General features: G+C 38.0%; 19 protein-coding genes, 1 tRNA gene, 1 pseudogene and 1 other annotated feature. Of the genes and pseudogenes, 5 read left to right on the top strand and 16 right to left on the bottom strand.

Annotated features, from left to right (window positions below):
- Positions 1-3: 3 nt before the first annotated feature.
- The 4 genes from IGJ49_RS03850 to rplU all read right to left on the bottom strand — a co-directional run bounded on the left by IGJ49_RS03850 (position 4) and on the right by rplU (position 4,227).
- Positions 4-2,859, bottom strand: coding sequence for a sigma 54-interacting transcriptional regulator (locus tag IGJ49_RS03850; protein WP_438722457.1), 2,856 nt, complete (start codon positions 2,857-2,859; stop codon positions 4-6).
- A 380-nt stretch (positions 2,860-3,239) separates the two neighbouring features.
- Positions 3,240-3,533, bottom strand: a complete 294-nt coding sequence (gene rpmA, locus IGJ49_RS03845) for a 50S ribosomal protein L27 (RefSeq protein WP_010736011.1) — start codon at positions 3,531-3,533, stop codon at positions 3,240-3,242.
- Positions 3,534-3,545: 12 nt separating this feature from the next.
- Positions 3,546-3,890 carry a ribosomal-processing cysteine protease Prp gene (locus IGJ49_RS03840; protein WP_010736012.1) on the bottom strand — a complete coding sequence of 115 codons (345 nt, stop codon included), beginning with the start codon at positions 3,888-3,890 and terminating at the stop codon, positions 3,546-3,548.
- 28 nt (positions 3,891-3,918) lie between these two features.
- On the bottom strand, positions 3,919-4,227 hold the full coding sequence (rplU, locus tag IGJ49_RS03835; protein WP_019723824.1) for a 50S ribosomal protein L21: 309 nt from the start codon (positions 4,225-4,227) through the stop codon (positions 3,919-3,921).
- 20 nt (positions 4,228-4,247) lie between these two features.
- Positions 4,248-4,327 (bottom strand) — a sequence feature (ribosomal protein L21 leader region).
- Between the two features lie 127 nt (positions 4,328-4,454).
- Here rplU and IGJ49_RS03830 point away from each other — a divergent pair.
- On the top strand, positions 4,455-5,099 hold the full coding sequence (locus IGJ49_RS03830) for a uracil-DNA glycosylase (protein WP_010736014.1): 645 nt from the start codon (positions 4,455-4,457) through the stop codon (positions 5,097-5,099).
- A 70-nt stretch (positions 5,100-5,169) separates the two neighbouring features.
- Here the strand turns inward: IGJ49_RS03830 and IGJ49_RS03825 are convergent, their stop codons facing one another.
- From IGJ49_RS03825 to IGJ49_RS03810, 4 genes are all read right to left on the bottom strand, one after another.
- Positions 5,170-5,544, bottom strand: a complete 375-nt coding sequence (locus tag IGJ49_RS03825) for a MerR family transcriptional regulator (RefSeq protein WP_010736015.1) — start codon at positions 5,542-5,544, stop codon at positions 5,170-5,172.
- Positions 5,545-5,626: 82 nt separating this feature from the next.
- Positions 5,627-7,261, bottom strand: coding sequence for a SulP family inorganic anion transporter (locus tag IGJ49_RS03820; protein ID WP_224434590.1), 1,635 nt, complete (start codon positions 7,259-7,261; stop codon positions 5,627-5,629).
- A 124-nt stretch (positions 7,262-7,385) separates the two neighbouring features.
- The gene (locus tag IGJ49_RS03815) at positions 7,386-7,745 is read right to left on the bottom strand and encodes a DUF1304 domain-containing protein (RefSeq protein WP_010736017.1); all 360 of its coding nucleotides are present in this window, start codon (positions 7,743-7,745) and stop codon (positions 7,386-7,388) included.
- Positions 7,746-8,028: 283 nt separating this feature from the next.
- A complete protein-coding gene (locus tag IGJ49_RS03810) occupies positions 8,029-8,634 on the bottom strand; it encodes a GNAT family N-acetyltransferase (protein WP_224434589.1) in 606 nt (201 codons plus the stop codon).
- A gap of 146 nt (positions 8,635-8,780) precedes the next feature.
- Between IGJ49_RS03810 and IGJ49_RS03805 the strand changes: the two genes are divergently transcribed.
- Positions 8,781-9,317 (top strand): TetR/AcrR family transcriptional regulator, encoded by a 537-nt coding sequence (locus IGJ49_RS03805; RefSeq protein ID WP_062805521.1) that lies wholly within the window; start codon positions 8,781-8,783, stop codon positions 9,315-9,317.
- 85 nt (positions 9,318-9,402) lie between these two features.
- Here IGJ49_RS03805 and IGJ49_RS03800 read toward each other — a convergent pair whose 3' ends face one another.
- The gene (locus IGJ49_RS03800) at positions 9,403-9,753 is read right to left on the bottom strand and encodes a hypothetical protein (RefSeq protein WP_010736020.1); all 351 of its coding nucleotides are present in this window, start codon (positions 9,751-9,753) and stop codon (positions 9,403-9,405) included.
- Positions 9,754-10,127: 374 nt separating this feature from the next.
- On the opposite strand from IGJ49_RS03800, the gene IGJ49_RS03795 reads away from it, so the two are divergent.
- A complete protein-coding gene (locus tag IGJ49_RS03795) occupies positions 10,128-10,460 on the top strand; it encodes a hypothetical protein (RefSeq protein WP_010736021.1) in 333 nt (110 codons plus the stop codon).
- Between the two features lie 24 nt (positions 10,461-10,484).
- Positions 10,485-10,817: a CPBP family glutamic-type intramembrane protease gene (locus IGJ49_RS03790; protein WP_438723963.1), complete on the top strand. Its 333-nt coding sequence runs from the start codon at positions 10,485-10,487 to the stop codon at positions 10,815-10,817.
- Between the two features lie 116 nt (positions 10,818-10,933).
- Here the strand turns inward: IGJ49_RS03790 and IGJ49_RS03785 are convergent.
- The 3 genes from IGJ49_RS03785 to IGJ49_RS03775 form a co-directional block, all read right to left on the bottom strand.
- Positions 10,934-11,007, bottom strand: a tRNA-Arg gene (locus IGJ49_RS03785).
- 338 nt (positions 11,008-11,345) lie between these two features.
- The gene (locus tag IGJ49_RS03780) at positions 11,346-12,029 is read right to left on the bottom strand and encodes an O-methyltransferase (RefSeq protein ID WP_010736023.1); all 684 of its coding nucleotides are present in this window, start codon (positions 12,027-12,029) and stop codon (positions 11,346-11,348) included.
- 82 nt (positions 12,030-12,111) lie between these two features.
- Positions 12,112-12,639, bottom strand: a complete 528-nt coding sequence (locus IGJ49_RS03775; protein WP_023519280.1) for a signal peptidase I — start codon at positions 12,637-12,639, stop codon at positions 12,112-12,114.
- 200 nt (positions 12,640-12,839) lie between these two features.
- On the opposite strand from IGJ49_RS03775, the pseudogene IGJ49_RS03770 reads away from it, so the two are divergent.
- A pseudogene (locus IGJ49_RS03770) lies at positions 12,840-14,671 on the top strand (hypothetical protein).
- Between the two features lie 230 nt (positions 14,672-14,901).
- Here IGJ49_RS03770 and IGJ49_RS03765 read toward each other — a convergent pair.
- From IGJ49_RS03765 to IGJ49_RS03750, 4 genes are all read right to left on the bottom strand, one after another.
- Complete coding sequence (locus tag IGJ49_RS03765) at positions 14,902-15,906, bottom strand: lipoate--protein ligase (protein WP_438722449.1); 1,005 nt, start codon at positions 15,904-15,906, stop codon at positions 14,902-14,904.
- 13 nt (positions 15,907-15,919) lie between these two features.
- On the bottom strand, positions 15,920-16,660 hold the full coding sequence (locus IGJ49_RS03760; protein WP_224434585.1) for an MBL fold metallo-hydrolase: 741 nt from the start codon (positions 16,658-16,660) through the stop codon (positions 15,920-15,922).
- Between the two features lie 61 nt (positions 16,661-16,721).
- Positions 16,722-17,516: a DUF975 family protein gene (locus tag IGJ49_RS03755; protein ID WP_010736029.1), complete on the bottom strand. Its 795-nt coding sequence runs from the start codon at positions 17,514-17,516 to the stop codon at positions 16,722-16,724.
- Complete coding sequence (locus IGJ49_RS03750) at positions 17,516-18,598, bottom strand: M42 family metallopeptidase (protein WP_010736030.1); 1,083 nt, start codon at positions 18,596-18,598, stop codon at positions 17,516-17,518. The genes IGJ49_RS03755 and IGJ49_RS03750 overlap by 1 nt, the downstream gene beginning before the upstream one ends.
- Between the last annotated feature and the right edge of the window lie 167 nt (positions 18,599-18,765).

Below are 18,765 nucleotides of genomic sequence, written 5' to 3'. Positions count from 1 at the left end.
ACACTATTTTAGTGTATCTTTTTTGTGTATATCTTCATTAGTGTATTCTTTTTTCTCCAAATGGTTAGTGATCATTTTCAATAGATAATACACTTCTTCTAACGGAAACTTCACTTTGATCTTTTCTTCTAAATCATTTAGTGGCTCAACAATTTTAACATAGAGCGGATCGTTTTTAATCGAACGATTATCTTGATTTTCTAAAGAGAGCGGTTCATTTAAGATGACACGCTCAATCATTCCCGCCGCATGTAGAACAAGGTTGATCATAAATCCGTATTCTTTTACATCAATGCTTGCTGAATCCATTAACCCATCTGCAAATTTCCAGAGAGGATCGATTAACTTTTCTCCATTGATAAATGTAAAATTATCTGCGATAAATGACACACATGTACTTTTGGCTGTTTCTTCATTTAATAAAACATCTTCGGTTTCATCTAACTCTGACTCTAACAGTAATTGATCTAAAATCACCTCAATGTTTTGATCAATAAATCTTTCCAAAGGAATGAATGGTGCATCGATATGTGGGTCCGTAATCCCAGTCGTCGCAATGATTTGATAATTTTTTTGGATCTTTGGTAGCTTAGTTTTCAAATCAACGATGGACAAAGCAATTACTTCCAATTGAGCTTCTTGTCTTTTACTGACTGCACGCTCGATCAATGATTTGATTCGTTGTGCTGTTCCCTCTCCTGAGGCACAGATCGCCACTACCGCCTTTCGTTGTTTGTCGTCCGCTTCTGCAACATTTCCACTTGAGACTTCAGCATACCCTCGGAAATTCTTCAAGGATTCATAAAGCAAGTCAAGATCTGTTCCCAGCACCGACACTTTACGTACTGTTTCTAAAACTAAAGAAGTCGTGACCATATCGACTGTTCGGACAGGGATACCCGTATCTTGCTGTATCTGAGCATTGAAGGACGCAAGCGAACCCATGTCCACCAGAAGAATCGTTCCACTCCCCTCATCTACTTCTTGCACACTACGCTCAATCCGACTTAAAGCAGTTTTAGGGTCCATGTCTAGTGGCATATCCACTGCCCGGACGTTATCCGCATCTAGCAACTGTTGAACCACTTGCACCATACTGCTTGCGGTACTATTGCCATGTGCAGCCACAACGACCCCGATCCGACCACTTGCTTGATTGGCTCGTAATGAAACAAGTAATACAGTCAAATAGTAATCTTCACTTTCTGGGATCTCCACTTGGAAATACATTTCGATATGTTTCCGTACTTCTTTCGCCAGTGCGTATTCCTCAGGAAAATCAATGGCCATTTCTCGGATATTATCATTTGTATGCCGCTCTTCTCCTAAATGGATTCGTTTTAGAAAAGAGCTGATATGCAGACTCATCGCATAAATAAAATTTTGTTGAAACTCATATGGTAAAGATTGCTTCACCATGAGATAAATCTGATTCGTTACTTCAATAATTTTAGGGTCAACAAATTCCGCCAACTTATTATCTGCATTAAATGAAAAACCGTGATCTTTATAGAATGACTTTAAATGGATATTGATATCTGTTGAGATAAAGTGATTGATTGCTTCTTGGTCCAAGCCATCTGACTTGAGCAAAGCAGCTTTATCACCAATAATGTCATAAAGATTATAAGGCAACTCATAGGAGTCTGCCTGTAACTGCATCACATCATCGTTTGGAAAAACGGTGATTTTAGGATCAAGTATCTTGGATAACTCTGCCATTTCTTTTCGATTACTTGCTAGTTGGATCAAACCACTTCGAATCCCTTCAGTTAAATCATCGATCGTGATCGATATTTCAGGTTTGTTCATGTGGTTTAGAAATCCTCGCGCACATACCAATTGGATATTCGACTTCAACTGTCCAATGTTTCCATAAGTAACACTGCCTATTAGCGCTTTCACAACATCTTCTGTTAAAGAAATTTTTCTTTGCGTACGATTCGCTTCGTGAGCGATCATGATTTTGACTAAATCGATTTTTTCATTCGCTGGACGTCGGTCAAAAGCAGGCAACTTGATATTGATCGGGATACGGCGTACAAATGTCTCAAGTAATGCCGAACCTGGATCTTCAGTCGTTGCACCGACGATTCGAACATTCGCTTCATGAGATTTCGTTGTTTCGCCCAATCGACTATAGGTACCATGGTCCATAAAGTAAAAAATCATTTCTTGTCCTTCGGGTGGGAGTCGATGAATTTCATCCAAAAAAAGCATCCCGCCATCCGCTTGATCTATGATTCCCATTTTTTCTTCTTCCGCACCTGTAAACGCACCTTTGACATACCCGAAAAGATGACTCATCAGTAATTCAGGGTTGTTAGCATAGTCCGCACAGTTAAAGACGATCAACTCTGTGTTTTCTTCCACCACATGGTTGGTTTTAGCAAAATGAAACATCGCATGAGCAAAATAAGTCTTTCCAGAACCAGTCGGACCAGTGATCAAACAGTTCAACCCTCTGGGAGGATACAAAATGGCAGCTTTTGCTTGTTCCACTGAATTTTTCATACTACCATTGGCGCCAATGATTTTGGCAAAAATATCTTTCGTATCTACTTGAAGACTCGTTTTTTTCACGTGAGTCAATTCTTCTTTATAACTAGGTACATATTTGGATAATGGTTTCTCAATGGTCGGTCTTTCTTGATAGACATACCGAACTGGACGACCATCCATTTTCTTTAGTTTTCCTTCACGTACTAATTTGTTGAGATCTTTACTACTATTGGTACGTTGAATACCTAAAACTTCCGCGATCTCTTGGGTCGTTACACCTTGATCGTTTTCATCTATAGATAAATGAGCGGTCTTTTCTTTGACATACGTATAAATTCGGTCAATTCGTTTTGCCAATATTTTCGCCCCTCTTCTCTTGTCCTTAAAACCTAATACTATTGATTTAATCACTATTCGTCAACTATTTATATCAAAAAAGAAAACAAGACACGCTTAAAATAAAAAAGAACATTCGTTGTTTATTTATTAAGCAATTTAGACAAGTCTAAACGTGTACTATTTTTTCAGATAACAGATAACGATTATCTCTTTTTTACTTTGCGCGATATCTTTTTCCAGTTAGAACTAGCGAAAATAGTAAACCAACTATTTTTACAGCCAATCATTCTCCTAACGCAAAAAAAGCCTGACTCTGTTTGAGCCGGAAATCATTATTGATTCAGAAAAAATGAAAAAACTCTATCCCTCGCTAGGCAAGGAATAGAGCCAACTGTTCATTAAGCTTCTTGAGCTACTGGATAAACAGACACTTGTTTTTTGTCGCGGCCTTTACGTTCAAAACGAACAACACCGTCAACTTTAGCAAATAAAGTGTCATCTCCACCAATACCTACGTTCACACCTGGATAAATTTTTGTTCCGCGTTGGCGGTAAAGAATTGATCCACCTGTAACTGTTTGTCCGTCAGCACGTTTTGCACCTAGACGTTTTGATTCTGAGTCACGGCCGTTAGATGTAGAACCGCCACCTTTTTTGTGGGCGAATAATTGTAGATTCATTGTTAACAACATGGTCTGCACCTCCTATTTATCATTAATTGTTTTTGTTTGGATATATTCTGGGTTTTCAGCTTCGATCGATTGTAAACCTAATAGGAGATTCTCCAATAAGATTTCCGCAATATTGTTTTGCTCTTGTGTCAATCGTGAAATTACTTCGACGTACAAATAGCCGCCTTCTTCTTCATTCATGTCAACAATCGGTTCAAAACCAGCTAATGATGAAATCCCATTGACAGTGCTGATCGCTAAAGCAGAAACACCTGCACAAACGATATCACTTCCGTAAGGACCGGCATCAGCGTGCCCAGTCAAAGTAAATGAAACGATTTGACCAGCGTCATTTCGTTTAAAAGTCCCTTTGATCATTGTTTAGGCCTTCTTTCTCAAACGCAGATTAAGCGTTGATCGCGTCGATAACCACTTTTGTGTATGGTTGACGGTGACCTTGTTTACGGTGTGAGTGTTTTTTAGGTTTGTATTTGAAAGTAACGACTTTCTTTTGTTTGCCGTGTTTTTCAACTGTACCTTCAACTGTTGCACCAGAAACGGTTGGAGCGCCTACTTTCGTAGTTTCGCCACCTACTAGAATAACTTCGTCAAATACAACCTTTTCGCCTGCTTCAACGTCAAGTTTTTCGATGTAGATTGTTTGTCCAACTTCAACTTTTACTTGTTTACCACCTGTTTTAATAATTGCGTACATGCTTTAAAGCACCTCCTTATTTTCATACTTAGACTCGCCATCCAGAGTGACAGGGTGTCCTGTACTTAATCAAACTCATTCTGTGCGGTTGTAGCTGTGGAGACCACAATTACAACATTACTAGAATAACAAATCCTACTATAATAGTCAACAACTTTTTTATTTTGCCAATCATTCGTCAATTGAACGATTTCTTTCTATAATGGACAAGAATAGGAGTTGATACTATGGATTACCCAAAACATTTGATTGACGAAGCAACTCGGCGTATTCAAGGACACCGTGTGGAAGGATTTGTCGCTGGGCAAGGTCCTATCCGACCCAAATTGATGTTAGTTGGCGAAGCCCCTGGTAAAACAGAAATTGAAAATCACATTCCATTTAGCGGCCAAGCTGGCAAAGAGTTGATGAACGCACTAAAATCAGTCGGTTTATCTCGAGATGAAGTGTATATTACTAGCGCTGTCAGAAGCCGTCCTTATCGAATCGTCCAACGCATTAATGGACGGACAAAAAAATCAGAGATCGTTTATCCGAATCGAACGCCCAGTAAAACGGAAGTTTTTGCTCATGCACCAATCTTAGATTACGAACTGCAACATATACAGCCCTCTTTGATTGCCACGCTAGGCAATATTGGGCTACAACGTTTATTAGGTAACGGCTATACGATTTCAAAAAATCATGGGAAACTGTATACCGGACCAGTCTTAGAGTTGAATCCACAGCATGATGCTTATCAATTTTCCACTAAACAGTATCGTGTTCTTCCCCTCTTCCACCCGGCGGCCATTTTTTATAATCGAACACTGACAGAAACGATTTTAGAAGATTGGCAAGAACTTGGAAAAATACTTGTTGAAAAAAAGTAAAGGCTACAAAAGAACCAACCAGTCTCTCAAATCATGATCGATTGGTTGGTTCTTGGTTTTAGCGACTAAATCAAGCTAAGATTGGATCTCCTTTGACCAAATCTTGGTTATAACGCGCGATTTTCTTTTGGAGACGTTCCTGACAAGCTTGCATCTCTGCAATTTTTTTTGCCAATTGTTCACTTTCTTCCATAAGAAGATCCCTACGAGCAAGAATTGTTTCATCACCCGCGCTATATAAACGAATATATTCAGTCAAAGATTCAATCGATAAACCTGCACTACGCATACATAAGGTGAAATCGACCCAACGTAAATCTTCTTCCGTATAATCTCGGATACCTCCGTTTGTTCGGTTCACCGGTGGGATCAAACCGATTCGTTCATAGTAGCGTAACGTATCCGCAGAGATTCCTTTTTCTTCACTCACTTGTTTGATATTCATCCATTCCTACCTCCCGAACGTCTATAAACTTATTTTACCTTAGAACAGGCGGCAGCCACAATTTTTTTAGCGAATCCACTGACTATATTTCACTGTCTAACATATATTGTTTGTGTAAAGAGGTCAGCGCATGAGCCACCGTAAGATGTTGTTCTGTCTTTTGTTTTTCCCAAAGATGTTGCAATTGCTTTTCCACTTCTGGTTGTAACGAGGTGTAAATAATCGTTTGTTCTTTCATAGCAGCTTTTTCTTGAAATTCTTCAAATAAACTTTGCGCCGTCAAATCAATACTTGGCACCCCGCGCATTGAAAAAATGATTCCTTCTTTATCTGCTAATTCTGTTAACGTCGCTTTCAATCGTTCGGCGGACATGAAGAATAAAGGACCACTGATATAAACAACTGCCCAATTATCCAACTTTTTCGTTTCCGGTAAGCTCATTCGCTGCCAGTCGATTTCCTCCACTGAGATCGTGATGGCTGCACTCTTAACAATAAAAAATACACACCCACTAATAATTCCTATAACGATTGCAATACTTAGATCAAAAATCACTGTACACCCCATCGTCAAGAAAAATAGAAGAAGCGCTGACCAGTATCTTTTAGCGAATAGTTCTGTGATCGTTTCCCATTCATTCATATGCCAAGCTGTGACGATCAATACACCTGCTAATGCTGGCATCGGAATGTTCGACATGATTGGTGCAAAAATAAGCATGGATAGAAACAATACGATTGCATGGATCATTCCAGCTACTCTTGTTTGAGCACCGGATTTAATTGCGACACTCGTTCGAGCAATGGCTGCTGTAGCTGGAATCCCACCAAAAAATGGTAACAGTAGATTACCAATTCCTTGTGCGACCAACTCCTGATTACTATCTAACTGACGATTCGCCATTCGGCCTGCCGAAGCACCACACAACAAACTTTCGATCATACCTAACAGTGCAATGCTGATTGCTGGTACAATCACTGTTTGGATCGCTGACAAACTAAAATCACCAAGTACCAAACGGTTACTACTGATCAACGTTTGGGGAATTTCCCCTACGGTCGCAATTGGCCAATCAACGATCATCATCAACGCAGTTGTGAGGATGATTGCCAACAATGAGCTTGGGATCTTTTGCCCCCATTTTTTAGGATAGACCAACATCCCAATAATGACCAAACTTCCCATTAAAATCGTTGGCAAGGAAATTTCAAAGCCTAAGTTTTGATAACTAGCCAATTTTTCCATCACATTGGCCCCTTCTGAATGAACACCGAATAAATTATCGATCTGACCTAAAGCAATAATGATTGCAATACCAGAGGTAAACCCTGTGATGACAGGTGCAGGGATAAATGAAGTCAGCGTTCCTAATCGTAAGACACCCGCAGCGAGTAAAAGAACTCCAGCCAAAAAAGTAGCCAGTAAGACGCCTTGCATTCCTTGTTTTGCGGCAATCGACATCAAGATTGCTGCCATCGCGCCAGTAGGACCAGAAATCTGATAGAACCCACCAGATAAACCACCAATGACTAGACCAGCAATTACAGCAGTGATCAGACCAGCAGCTGCGTCTGCTCCACTTGAAACACCGAAAGCTAAAGCGAGTGGCAAAGCAACCGCCGCGACTGTAATACCTGCCAATAAATCTTTTTGAAATACTGAAAGATTATAACCAGAAAATTCTTTTTTCAATAAACCAATATAATTCTTTAACAACACTACTACCCCATTTTCATAAAAAATTGATAAAATGCACGTTACAGGATAGCATATTTTGTTGATTAAAGTAAGTTTTTTCACAAACTTTCATAATTTTTTTCAGCAGTTATTCTTTTATATCCTAAAAGAATAACGTAATGAGTGCGATCGCTGCTAACCCACCTTGTTTGACGATGATCAAGCGATCACTAGTAAAGCTACCATAAGCCGCCACCAGCAAAATATAGATCAATAATAGCCCCGTGATTTCTTTTGGTGCATTTGAAAAATAAGCGCCGTACACCAATGCCACACCAAGTAACCCATTATAGATCCCCTGATTCTTAAATAAAGTCTGTACGGACTGACGTCCTAATTCTTCCTTTGGCATGTTGAAGACTCGACTAGTTGTTGCAGATTCCGTCGCAAAAGTTTCAATATACATGATATAAAGAAATTCCAAGGCAACAAGTGTAACTAAAATTTGAGATAATAATGTCATCTGTTTTCTTCCTTTCTAAAATCGGCGATCGACCGTCTTTTTTTAGCTGGATCATTGCTATGAGTACCAACCGAAAACGATCTCTCCTTGATTATAAAGGAACTGCTGTTTTTTTTCTGCAACTTACTCTCAAAAATCAAGAGTGTAACAATACAAACAAGTGACGGGGACATTACTCCTTTTGCATATTATAAAACTGAATAAACGGCGGGAACAGAAGTAACCTCTTCGGAAATAAGGCTAAACATTTCTGTCCCGACCTCTAGCAGTAGTCTTTATTTAGTCATAAGGTCGTGCTTAATAAGTAACAGGTTATTGATTCTCCTCCACCTAGATCGACTGGTTGGCGGCCAAAAATGGTAAATCCTTTTTTTAAGTAAAATTGGTAGTTGCAATTAGAGTCTGTATAGAGAAATATTCGCTTATTTTTATAACGTCTCTCTATTTCTTCTAACAAGCGTGAACCAATCCGCTTACCCTTCAATGTGGGATCAACAGCAAAATAAGTGACTTCGCCTTCTGGATGAGTGGATGCAAATTCATGATACATTGTTTGATTGGCTTGGTCATAAGTTCCTATCGCCTCTCGATATCCGGTCAATCCCATCAATTTTTCTGCTACGTTGACAAACAAGCGTCTCCCCCATCCAACAGGCACTTTTGTTTCCCCATCGAAGCGAGCAAAAAGAAAGCCGACAAATTGACCGTCTAGATACGCACCTAATGTGACGGTTGATTTCATCAATGCGCCTGTAAGTGCATACTGACTATAGAGATAAAGTGCAATAGGATTTTCTGTATAGCTCGAAAAATTCATCCCTTGTGCTGCAAATTCACTTGCTTTGTTTAAGTCTTTTCTATCAATTGAACGAATCGTTAATTTTTCCATATCCATCTACTCCTTTTGAAACAAAACTTTCTTTCTTTACGTAACTTTATTATAATTACTTAAAAAGTGACTTCCTATAGGCAATGATTCAACATCTGTCCAATAATGAACACTTAGAAAGATACTGTCTAAAAAAGGAGATACAAATGGATCGTCGAAGCAAAAGAACGAAGCACGCAATCAAACAAGCCTTTTTAGATTTAACGAAAGAAAAAACCATCAATAAAATCACGATTGCGGAGCTTTCACAACAAGCAGATATCGGGAGAGGGACGTTTTATACTCACTATGAGGATATCTATGATTTGCGTTCAAAAATCATTGAAGAATCGATTTGTACACTGACAGATATCTTCGATCAAACTTACCCCAACAAAGAGCAATATGACTTTCGCCGATTCGTCCATACTTTAGTCAATCATGTAGATGAGAACAAAGCTGTTTTTCACTTTTTCTTTAATGATTTCATGGATGATGAACTCTCTGTCCAACTTACACAGATCCTGATAAAAAGAGTCATGGACGAAGAACAATTAGATATGAAAGATGTCAAAAATAAAGTAGAGATTCTTTTTTCTATTTCCGGCACTACTAGTGTCCTGACTGAGTGGATCAATGGAAATCTAAACGTGGAGAAAGAAGAATTGATTGCTATTTTAGATGACATCATCACACGGTTTTAATAAAAAAGAAGAACGACTATGCAACGACAATATCGTTGCTAGTGTTCTTCTTTTTTGTTCTTCTTTTTTTTCGTAAGTGATATCATTACTCAAGTTGCATCAAAAATTCTCTTTGTTCATCACCTAAAGGGATGATTTTTTTCATAATACGAAACCGCCAGTGCTTTCTGCCAGCGGAAAAACGCCAGACCACGGATAATCCGCCACCTAATGCTACTTGTTCCTCTTCGATCACTGTTCGCTCATACGTGAGATGATCAATAACCTTCGTTTTAAAAAAATTCAAAAATAAAATCGTCACTTTGGTCTCATCGATCAATAAAATCACTTTACTACTGATACTGTCCAAACTCTGAGATTCCGCTAAACAGCGAAACATTCCTGATGATCGATACGGACCTGTTAAACGATCCATCCATTTTTTGGTGATTAACATAAGCGCTTCCCTTTATCCTCTCTTGAAATAAACCCATTCGATTTTCGATCTAAGGAACATCGGTCCTTATTAATCGTCCAGTTGATGTTGTTACTTTATTTTATCATAGATATCTACTTTCCCTATATTGATCCAAATGAAAAAACTTCAAAAAAATAGGTAATGATTAAAAAGATCCTTTTTTTCCTTTTGATAAGCAAATTATTCTATTGTCAAAAAAGGCTAATTTACTGAGTACTCGTATTCATTCTATTTTTATCTACTTATTGATGTCTCTAATCAAACGCTAAAAATGACAGCAAATTATTTCTCGATATTCCATCTCAATGTTACAATCGCCCTTTGTTGATTTTATTTATAGGAGGAGTTATTTAATGTTCGCAATGTTTAAAACTGTCAAACTCAATCTGTGGCGGTCACTCTTAGCACTCATTATTTTAATTTTTGCTGATTGGGGAATGATGACATCTTATCCGATCTTCTCAGGTAGGTTAGATTGGACCTTTTTACCTATAGGGGGAGCGCTTGCTTTAATCATACTGATTGGTTGGAACAACACAAACACTTTATTCAAAAAAATCAATAAGAAAGATTGGCGTTGGATTGCTTTTATCCTTATTCTTGGTTCACTACTTTCAGATATTTTTATCTTGACTGGAAAGCTGCTGAATCAAACCATGGCCGCAAATGCTGGTGGAGATAATTAGTACGAAGGGTTAAACGTTGGTGAAATAATCCTATATTTATCACAGCTTAGCGTGAGCCTGATTGGAGAAGAACTTTATATTGCTGCGATTTTTGTTTTGATCTTTCTTTTACTTTCTACATTTATGCGTACTAAATTTTCTATTTGGGGCGCTAGTACGATTTCTCTATTGTTTTTTGGTCTCAGCCATTATGCCGTATACGATGGGAATCTCTATCAATGTATTTTTGTTATTGGTTTGGCTCATGCCCCTTCTCTCTATGCCTGGTTAAAAACACAAAACTTATTGATCCCTATGCTTGCACATATCTTATATGATTTGATTTTACTTTTTATCATTTTACTTTTTGGAATTTGAACCATCGATTTTTTATCCGATCAAGCTAGCACCTTCAACGTTCAGCGATGAATCAATCTTATTTAGCACAAGAGACAAAAAAACCGCTAGAAACAAAAGTTTCTAACGGTTTTTTACGTCACAGGAGGGATTCGAACCCCCGACCGTCCGCTTAGAAGGCGGATGCTCTATCCAGCTGAGCTACTATGACAGCTTTAGCGGAACAAAAATAATTATAGATAAATTGAAAGCTTATGTCAATACAAAATAGTTATTTTATGAAACAAAAATTTTTATCGTACTTTTTTCTTACAGTTTTTACTGTAAAAATACAGCCACGATTTTCATATTATAATTTTTTGCTACGATCGACTTGTCATTTTATCATGGAACATGAAAGTCTGTTTCGTCCAACATAGTAAGGCAGAACTTGATTGGATAGATTCCCTACTTTCAACTTCTGCCTTGCTATCAATGAAATTGACTTAGCTACTCGCTTAGCTTAGCTTAGCTAGCATTCTTTTGAATCTTTACTAAAAAATCTGGCAATTATAAGTCGATTGTTTCTGCCTCTTTCGTGATCAAAATCACACCATCACCCAAAGGTAACAACGTAGAGGTCAAATCCGGATGTTCCATAACCACGCGTAGAAATTCATTCAATTTACGATGGATCGCTCGTTTTCCTCTTGGGATCTCTTCATCTGACAGAAGAATCGTCCCTCCTTGAAAAATATCATCAACCATCAAGACGCCGCCTTTTTTCAATACACGAAGGCATTCAGGCAAGAATTCGATATATTTTGATTTTGCACTATCCATAAATATAAAGTCATACGGACCTGTCAATGTTGGCAAAATATCAGCCGCTTGGCCTTCTAATAATGTCACTCGATCCGTCATCTCTAAACGCTCATACGTTGCTTTCGCTTTTCTGATCATCACGTCAAAGCGATCGATCGTCGTCACATGACCTTCTTTTCCAATGACTTGTGCCATCAGACTAGAGGAAAAACCAATCGCAGCTCCAATTTCAAGTACTTCTTTTGGTTTGATCTGTCCTAATAAAAACTGCAAAAAGACGACCGTCTCATGAGGAATGATCGGCACTTCCGCCGCATGTGCTTCCTCTTCAACTTTCCCCAATTCTCCAGTTAACTGTTTTTGTTTTGTCCGCATAAAATCCAATAACTCTTCTTTTACAACGGGACGATGCATCATTTCATTACGCATACTTCCCCTCCTCTTCCAAACATTATACGAAGAAACCTATCTTTCGACAAGAGGGAGAAGCTGGTAAATAAAAATATGATTATTACATGTCAGAAAAAAAATCAGTTTCTTTCTCTCGACGTTGTTTCAGTTCAAGGTAGGTATGCCAAGCTGTAATGGAGGACAAGCACACAGCGATTCCTAGGAATACCCATTTCATCCAATTGAACGCATGCCGTGAGAACAATAACCCTATGTACGGGATCTTGAATATAGGCGTGCCAATAATATTACGATCTCGTACTGCTTCAACTTCGATTTGCGTTTTTCCATCAGCTTTCGTATAAAAATACTGGTGTTGATCTTCAATAGCAACGACCCTTCTTGTCACGATATGTTTACCTGAATTTTCATAGTAGGTGATCACATCTCCAACTAAAATCGTATCTGTCTTTCTTTTCTGTACATAGATCAGACTTCCTTCTGCATAAGACGATGCCATCGCTTGGTCATCAATGATATGCGGTGTCAGCCCAAATACTCGAGGGAGCAGCACGACACACAAAATGATCGCTAGAAGAACCACTAACGAAATCGAACTGAAAAAAGTTATTTTTTTATAGATAGGCACATTGAACCTCCTTAAGAAAATTTTATTAAATCTATAATATAATAACGAAATTTTTTGACAATATTAATACTCAGTTTGAAGATTCTCTATAAAAAAATAAATAAGCAAACAAAAAAAAACGATAAAAATAGCTAAAAATTGACTGTTAAATGAAAAAAGTTTACTCTGGAATTAGATAATTTATTAAAGAAGATTTGTCTATGGTTATTTTTAATAACGGACGTAATAAAATTATACCATTCTCTATGAAAATCAAATGGAGCGTACTTATTATATTTGCATCGTTATTTATAATAAGTATCGCTTATTTTTTCATTACCTCTTCACGCCAATCGACAATAAACAAATGTCTCAGATTGATGATTCATGGGTCTATTATTCCGAGCACGATCCTTATTTTCAGTTCGACAGTAACCATATCGACTACATGCCGTCCATCGACAAGAATGAACCATTTATAATGGAAACTACTCTACATAAAGAATTGGCGGATGCCAATCTCTTGATCAAAGGCAATCATCAATGGTTAAGTGTCTCATTAGATGACGCGCTACTCTACAGTCGCTCCAAAGAAAGCGCACGAAACAATCCTGGATTGTCTTTATCGATCATCGATCTACCAGAACCCTATGTAGGCAAGACGTTGAAAATCGTTGTTTCCTCGCCTTATCAAAATTATGCTGGTCTAACACCCAAAGTTTATTTGGGGACCACCAGTCCAATGATCAGCTTCATTTTTTCACAATCGATCCCACAAGTCATCGCGATGATCTTGGCTTTCGTTATCGCCATCGGATTGTTGATCTGGACTAGCTATATTCTCTACAGGCATAATAAATTAGATCGTTCATTATTGATTTTGAGCCTATTTTCTTTCGTGCTTGGATTTGAATCGATTTCGGAAGATATCTTGAGTGGTGTTCTTTTTGAACCAATCGTACATTCGATTTTTTCACACTTATTTGCAATCTTGACTTCTATACTGATTATTTTTTACTATCAGTCCAAAATGACAAACTATCAGAAATGGTATGGTTATTTCTGCTATTTCCAAACATTTGTTTTTGCCAACATCTTGCTTTATGCATTATTTTCAGATTTTGAATTACCTGAATTGATGCCCTTCGCTAGTGTTGTTAGTGTTGTAAGCACTCTAGTTACTTCTATAGCAAGTATCGGTGAAGCATATAAACAAAATCGTTTTTTCACTGTATGTAGTCCTTGGATCGTTTTGATCGCTATCTTTCATTGTATGTTTTATATTCAAACTGCCTTAGGGATTGGGCATTCGATCATCAACTGGTCCACGCTCTTATTTGCGATTCTCCTGATTGTTATTGTCGGATACAATATCATGGAGAATATCATGAAAATCGATAGTTACCATAAAGAACGTCTTTTCTTACAAACTAAAACAGATCTGATCGAAACACATTATGCAAAAATCCAAGCACAGATCCAACAAATCAATCAAGCAAAAAATGACTTTGTTGTACAAATGGAAGAATTGAGTCAATTGATTGATACAAATGAACAAGCCGAAGTGAAAACTTACTTAAAACGGATCGTAGACGAAACAAGACGATTGGATTTGTCTCTTTTTCCGACAGGTCACCAACTAACAAATTTGATTTTGGCTAGATATCAAGAAGTCGCTGCTAAAAAGAATATCAAGGTTGATTTTCACACCCACATCCCAGCTTCTTTACCGATCCATGATGAAGATTTCACACAATTACTCATCCATATTTTAGAGCATTCGTTTCGCGAAACACAAGCCATTGAAAATCCTTTGCATCGAGAAATCTATTTATCGATCCAAGAAATCAATTCTCACATCCAGATCCACTGTGAGCACAGTACACACTATGAGAAAAATATTTTTTCCAAACATGTGACAGAAGAATTGATACGACAAGAACAGTATGACTTGATGATGATTCAGACCACGCTCGACAAATACAGCAGCACCTTGGTCCAAGAAAAAGATAAGTGGGTCGATCGCCTAAAAATCAATATACCCTCTAATTAAAAAAGACCTTCAAAAGCAGTCAACAGGCTGTTTTTGAAGGTCTTATAATCTATTTCAGATTGTCGGGTCTGGGATATTGGCTATTCGTCAGCTTATCACCCTACAACCGAATAAATGATGTTCCAGAAGCGGACATTCAACATTAAACTAAAAAATTGTAAAATACGAAAAACTATTTTTCAATTTTCTATCTTACTTCCTAGGTCAAGACGCTTCTGTCACAACCTTATTTAGTACAATAACTCCAATAAATCTTGTACTTCGATTGCACCAAAATACTTCTTGATATCGATCGTTTCCACTGCTTCTTGTAAAGTAGCTTTGTCATACTTTATACCTGTCAACACTTGTTCAACATCTTTGATATCTCCTAGACCAAAGAAATCGCCGAAGATTTTTACATCCTCGATTATCCCTTCTGAGACATTCAGATGTACCTCGATCGACCCAATCGAAAAGCGTTTTTGGCGTGAAAAGTTGAAATCTGGTGATTTTCCATAATTCCAATCCCAATTTCGATAATACTGCTCAGAAATTTGATTGATTTTTTCCCAATCTTTTTCTGTCAATTCATAGGTCTTTACGTCTTCTACTGAAGATACGCCGAAAATTTTCAAAAGAATGTCTTCACGAAATTCTACGGTTGTCATCCCTTGTTTTTCCTCAGGTAAGAATGGTTTGATATTTGTAACTCGTGAACGAATCGATTTGATTCCTTTGGATTCGATTTTTTCTTTTTTCACTTTCAGCGCATTGATTACCTCATCAATGTCTGAATCGAACATGATCGTTCCATGTGCAAACATTCGACCATTTGTAGCATACATAGCATTCCCTGAAAACTTCAAGCCATCGATTACCAGGTCATTACGTCCTTTTAATTCGGCACCTGAAATACCTAATTCGTGTAACGCTTGGATGATTGGTTTAGTCACCTTCGCAAAGTCACGGAACGAATCCCCATCATCTGGCATGATGAAACTGAAATTCAAGTTACCAAAATCATGATATACTGCTCCACCACCGCTTAAACGACGTACCACATGGATGCCATGTTCTTCAACATATTCACGATTGATTTCTTCGATCGTGTTTTGATTTCGACCAATAATGATTGACGGTTCATTGATGTAAAAAAGCAAGATTGGTTCTTCTAATGGCATCTCTTGCAGTAAAAAGGTCTCGATTGCTAAATTTACTCTTGGATCATGGTTTTCATTTGGTACAAAAATCATTCTGCTCGTCCTCCTATATATCAAACACTTTATCGACTTCAGCTAAAGCAACTTCGATTTCTTCTCCAGCCGCTTCTTTTGCTTCATTCTCTAATTGTGTTAGGTCACCGAATTGTGGCAAGTGTGTCAAAACCAGTTTTTTGACTTTTGCCGCTTTTGCGATCTCTCCGGATTCTTTTGAAGTGAAATGCGCTTTGTGTCGCTCATTTCCTGCAAAAAGATACGTGTCTGACAAAAAGAGATCCGCCTCTTTAGCGAAGGGAATAAAACTCTCTAAATAGCCAGAATCTCCTGTAAAAACAAGTACTTTTCCGGTGGCTCTTTCGACAATACGCATGGCATAACAAACCACTGGATGAATCGTTTCCAAGAACGTGATCGAAAATGGTCCGACTTCAAGTTCTTGGGTTGGATCATATGACACTCCTTGGGACACTCCTGGCATCGTCAATTGTTCAAAATGACTGGCATCTTTCGTATGTCCATAGATTGGTAATAGCTTTTCCTGATCTCTGTTTGGATGCAATTGCCATTCATATTGCAAAACACCTAGATCTGCGATATGGTCATGATGATAATGGCTGATGATCACAGCATCTAAAGCAAGCGGATCAAGATGGTCTTCCAATTTCACAAGCGTTGCGCTCCCTGCATCAATCAACAAATTAAATTGATCAGCTTGCAACAGATAACTCGTCGTTCCTTGTTTTTTATAAGGATATGCACCTAAGCAACCTAAAACGGTTAATTTCATGACTGATTCCCCCTCAAAAACTTATGCTACCACAATTTCTTATTTTCATAAGAAAAACTGCTTATTCGAAGTGAAAGTATTCCATTGGGCTGCCTTTTTCAATACGAGCTTGTTCGTAAAATTGTGCAATCGACACATTGACATAAGCAATTACCCAAAGTAAACCAAAGAACAGCGCAATAAATCCGAGAATATACCAACCAATAAATGAAAGTTGTAGAAGAAGATAGGTCCCAATACGATCTTTCAATAAAAACCAGGCATATTTCAAACTTTGGATAACTGTCAGTTTCGGATAGTCAAACTTTGTCCAAGCAGCAAATTGGAATAATCCTGCAACGATCGTCATCACAAATAGCGACACGAAGAATAGTAAAGTTGTAAAGACTGCAAAACTCAGATCAATCGTAAAATCATTTATCATCCCTTGCGGTGATGCATTTCCATTAAAAAGTAGATTGATATACGTATTGAATCCGCCAATCAAAAAACTAGGCAAAAGTATAATCCCGTTGATTAACCAATTAAATACGGTATTTAAAAGATTGATAAGCAGAATCGGTACAAAATATTCTTTTTGAAAAACAGCAAATAACAGATTGGATTTTGCTCGCCCACCTCTGACCACAACTAATGAGATATAATAGACCCCATAAGTAAACGCAAAAATCAATACGTGTTGGAGCAAAAAATTGAGTATGTTTGCCTGTGTGCTATCTGTTGGGAAGATACCTACAAAAAGCTGCTGGATGATCAACCCAATAAAGACTGAAAGGAAAATGATCCAAGCATTGATCCCCCACTGTCCTTCTAAAGATGCTCGGGCTTTTTTTCGATATTCAGAAACATTCTTCATTACTCATAACTCCTGATTTCTGCTACTTTTTCACTATCCAAACGTTTGACTACTTCAGTAACTAACTTCACTGTATTGAAGTAATCTTCTTCATGGATGATCGATGTATGTGAATGCAGATAACGAACGGGTACCGTGATTGCAATAGATGGCACACCATTACGTGACACATGCATTTGGCCCGCATCTGTTCCCCCACCGGTGATGACAGTATATTGGAATGGAATAGCCATTTCTTCTGCCACTTGGATCACAAAATTCAATAATTTTTTATGTGGGATCATCGAAGCATCGAAAATCAAGATTTGTGGTCCTTTACCTAAAACTGAATCTGCCTCTTTCGGTGTCATCCCTGGTGTATCTCCAGCAGTACCTGTATCTAAAGCAATCGCAATGTCAGGGTCGACCAAATGAGTACTTGTGCGCGCACCTCTTAAACCAACTTCTTCTTGTACATCACTTCCAGCAAATAAGACATTCGGATGTCCTTCTTTTGCTAGATTTTCAAGTACACGTAAAGAAACAGCTGTCCCAATACGATTGTCCCATGCTTTTGCTAACAAGAATTTTCCATCATTCATTCGACGATATTCAATATAAGGAGTGACCATATCACCAGGACGAATGCCCCATTCCGTCGCTTCTTCTTTGCTTGTCGCCCCGATGTCAATAAACATATCTTTGATATCATAAGGTTTGTTACGAACTTCAGCAGTCAAGACATGTGGTGGTTTTGAACCAATCACGCCATGGATGATTTTTCCCTCTTGGGTCTTGATTTCTACTTGTTGTGCCAACATGACTTGGCCCCACCAACCACCAAGTGTTTGAAATTCAATAAATCCTTTATCTGTGATCTTTGTAACCATAAAACCAACTTCATCCATATGTCCGGAGATAAATACTTTAGGGCCCTTGCCAGAATCATGTTTTGCGATGATACTACCTAGACCATCGTAAAAAATATCATCTGTGAACTGCTCTGCATATTTTTTATAGACTTTTCGTACCTCTTCTTCATTTCCTGGTACGCCACGCGCAGTTGTTAAATCAATCAATAATTGTTCTTCATTTTTATTCAAACGCTTTCCCTCTTTTCCATACTTAATAGTAGAATTATATCATTGTTCACTGATTTTTGGGCAGCATATTTGTTTGATTTATGCAGTCATATTATAACACCAGTCTTCTTTTGAATCTGCTAACATCTAAAAAACAACCCATAACATCCCCTCTATTGGGACGTTAC

The sequence above is a fragment of the Enterococcus sp. AZ171 genome, assembly GCF_051714005.1.
GTDB classification, from domain to species: Bacteria; Bacillota; Bacilli; order Lactobacillales; family Enterococcaceae; genus Enterococcus_B; species Enterococcus_B pernyi.
The sequence above is the reverse complement of the archived record's forward strand: the minus strand, read 5'-3'. Positions and strand labels throughout refer to the sequence as shown.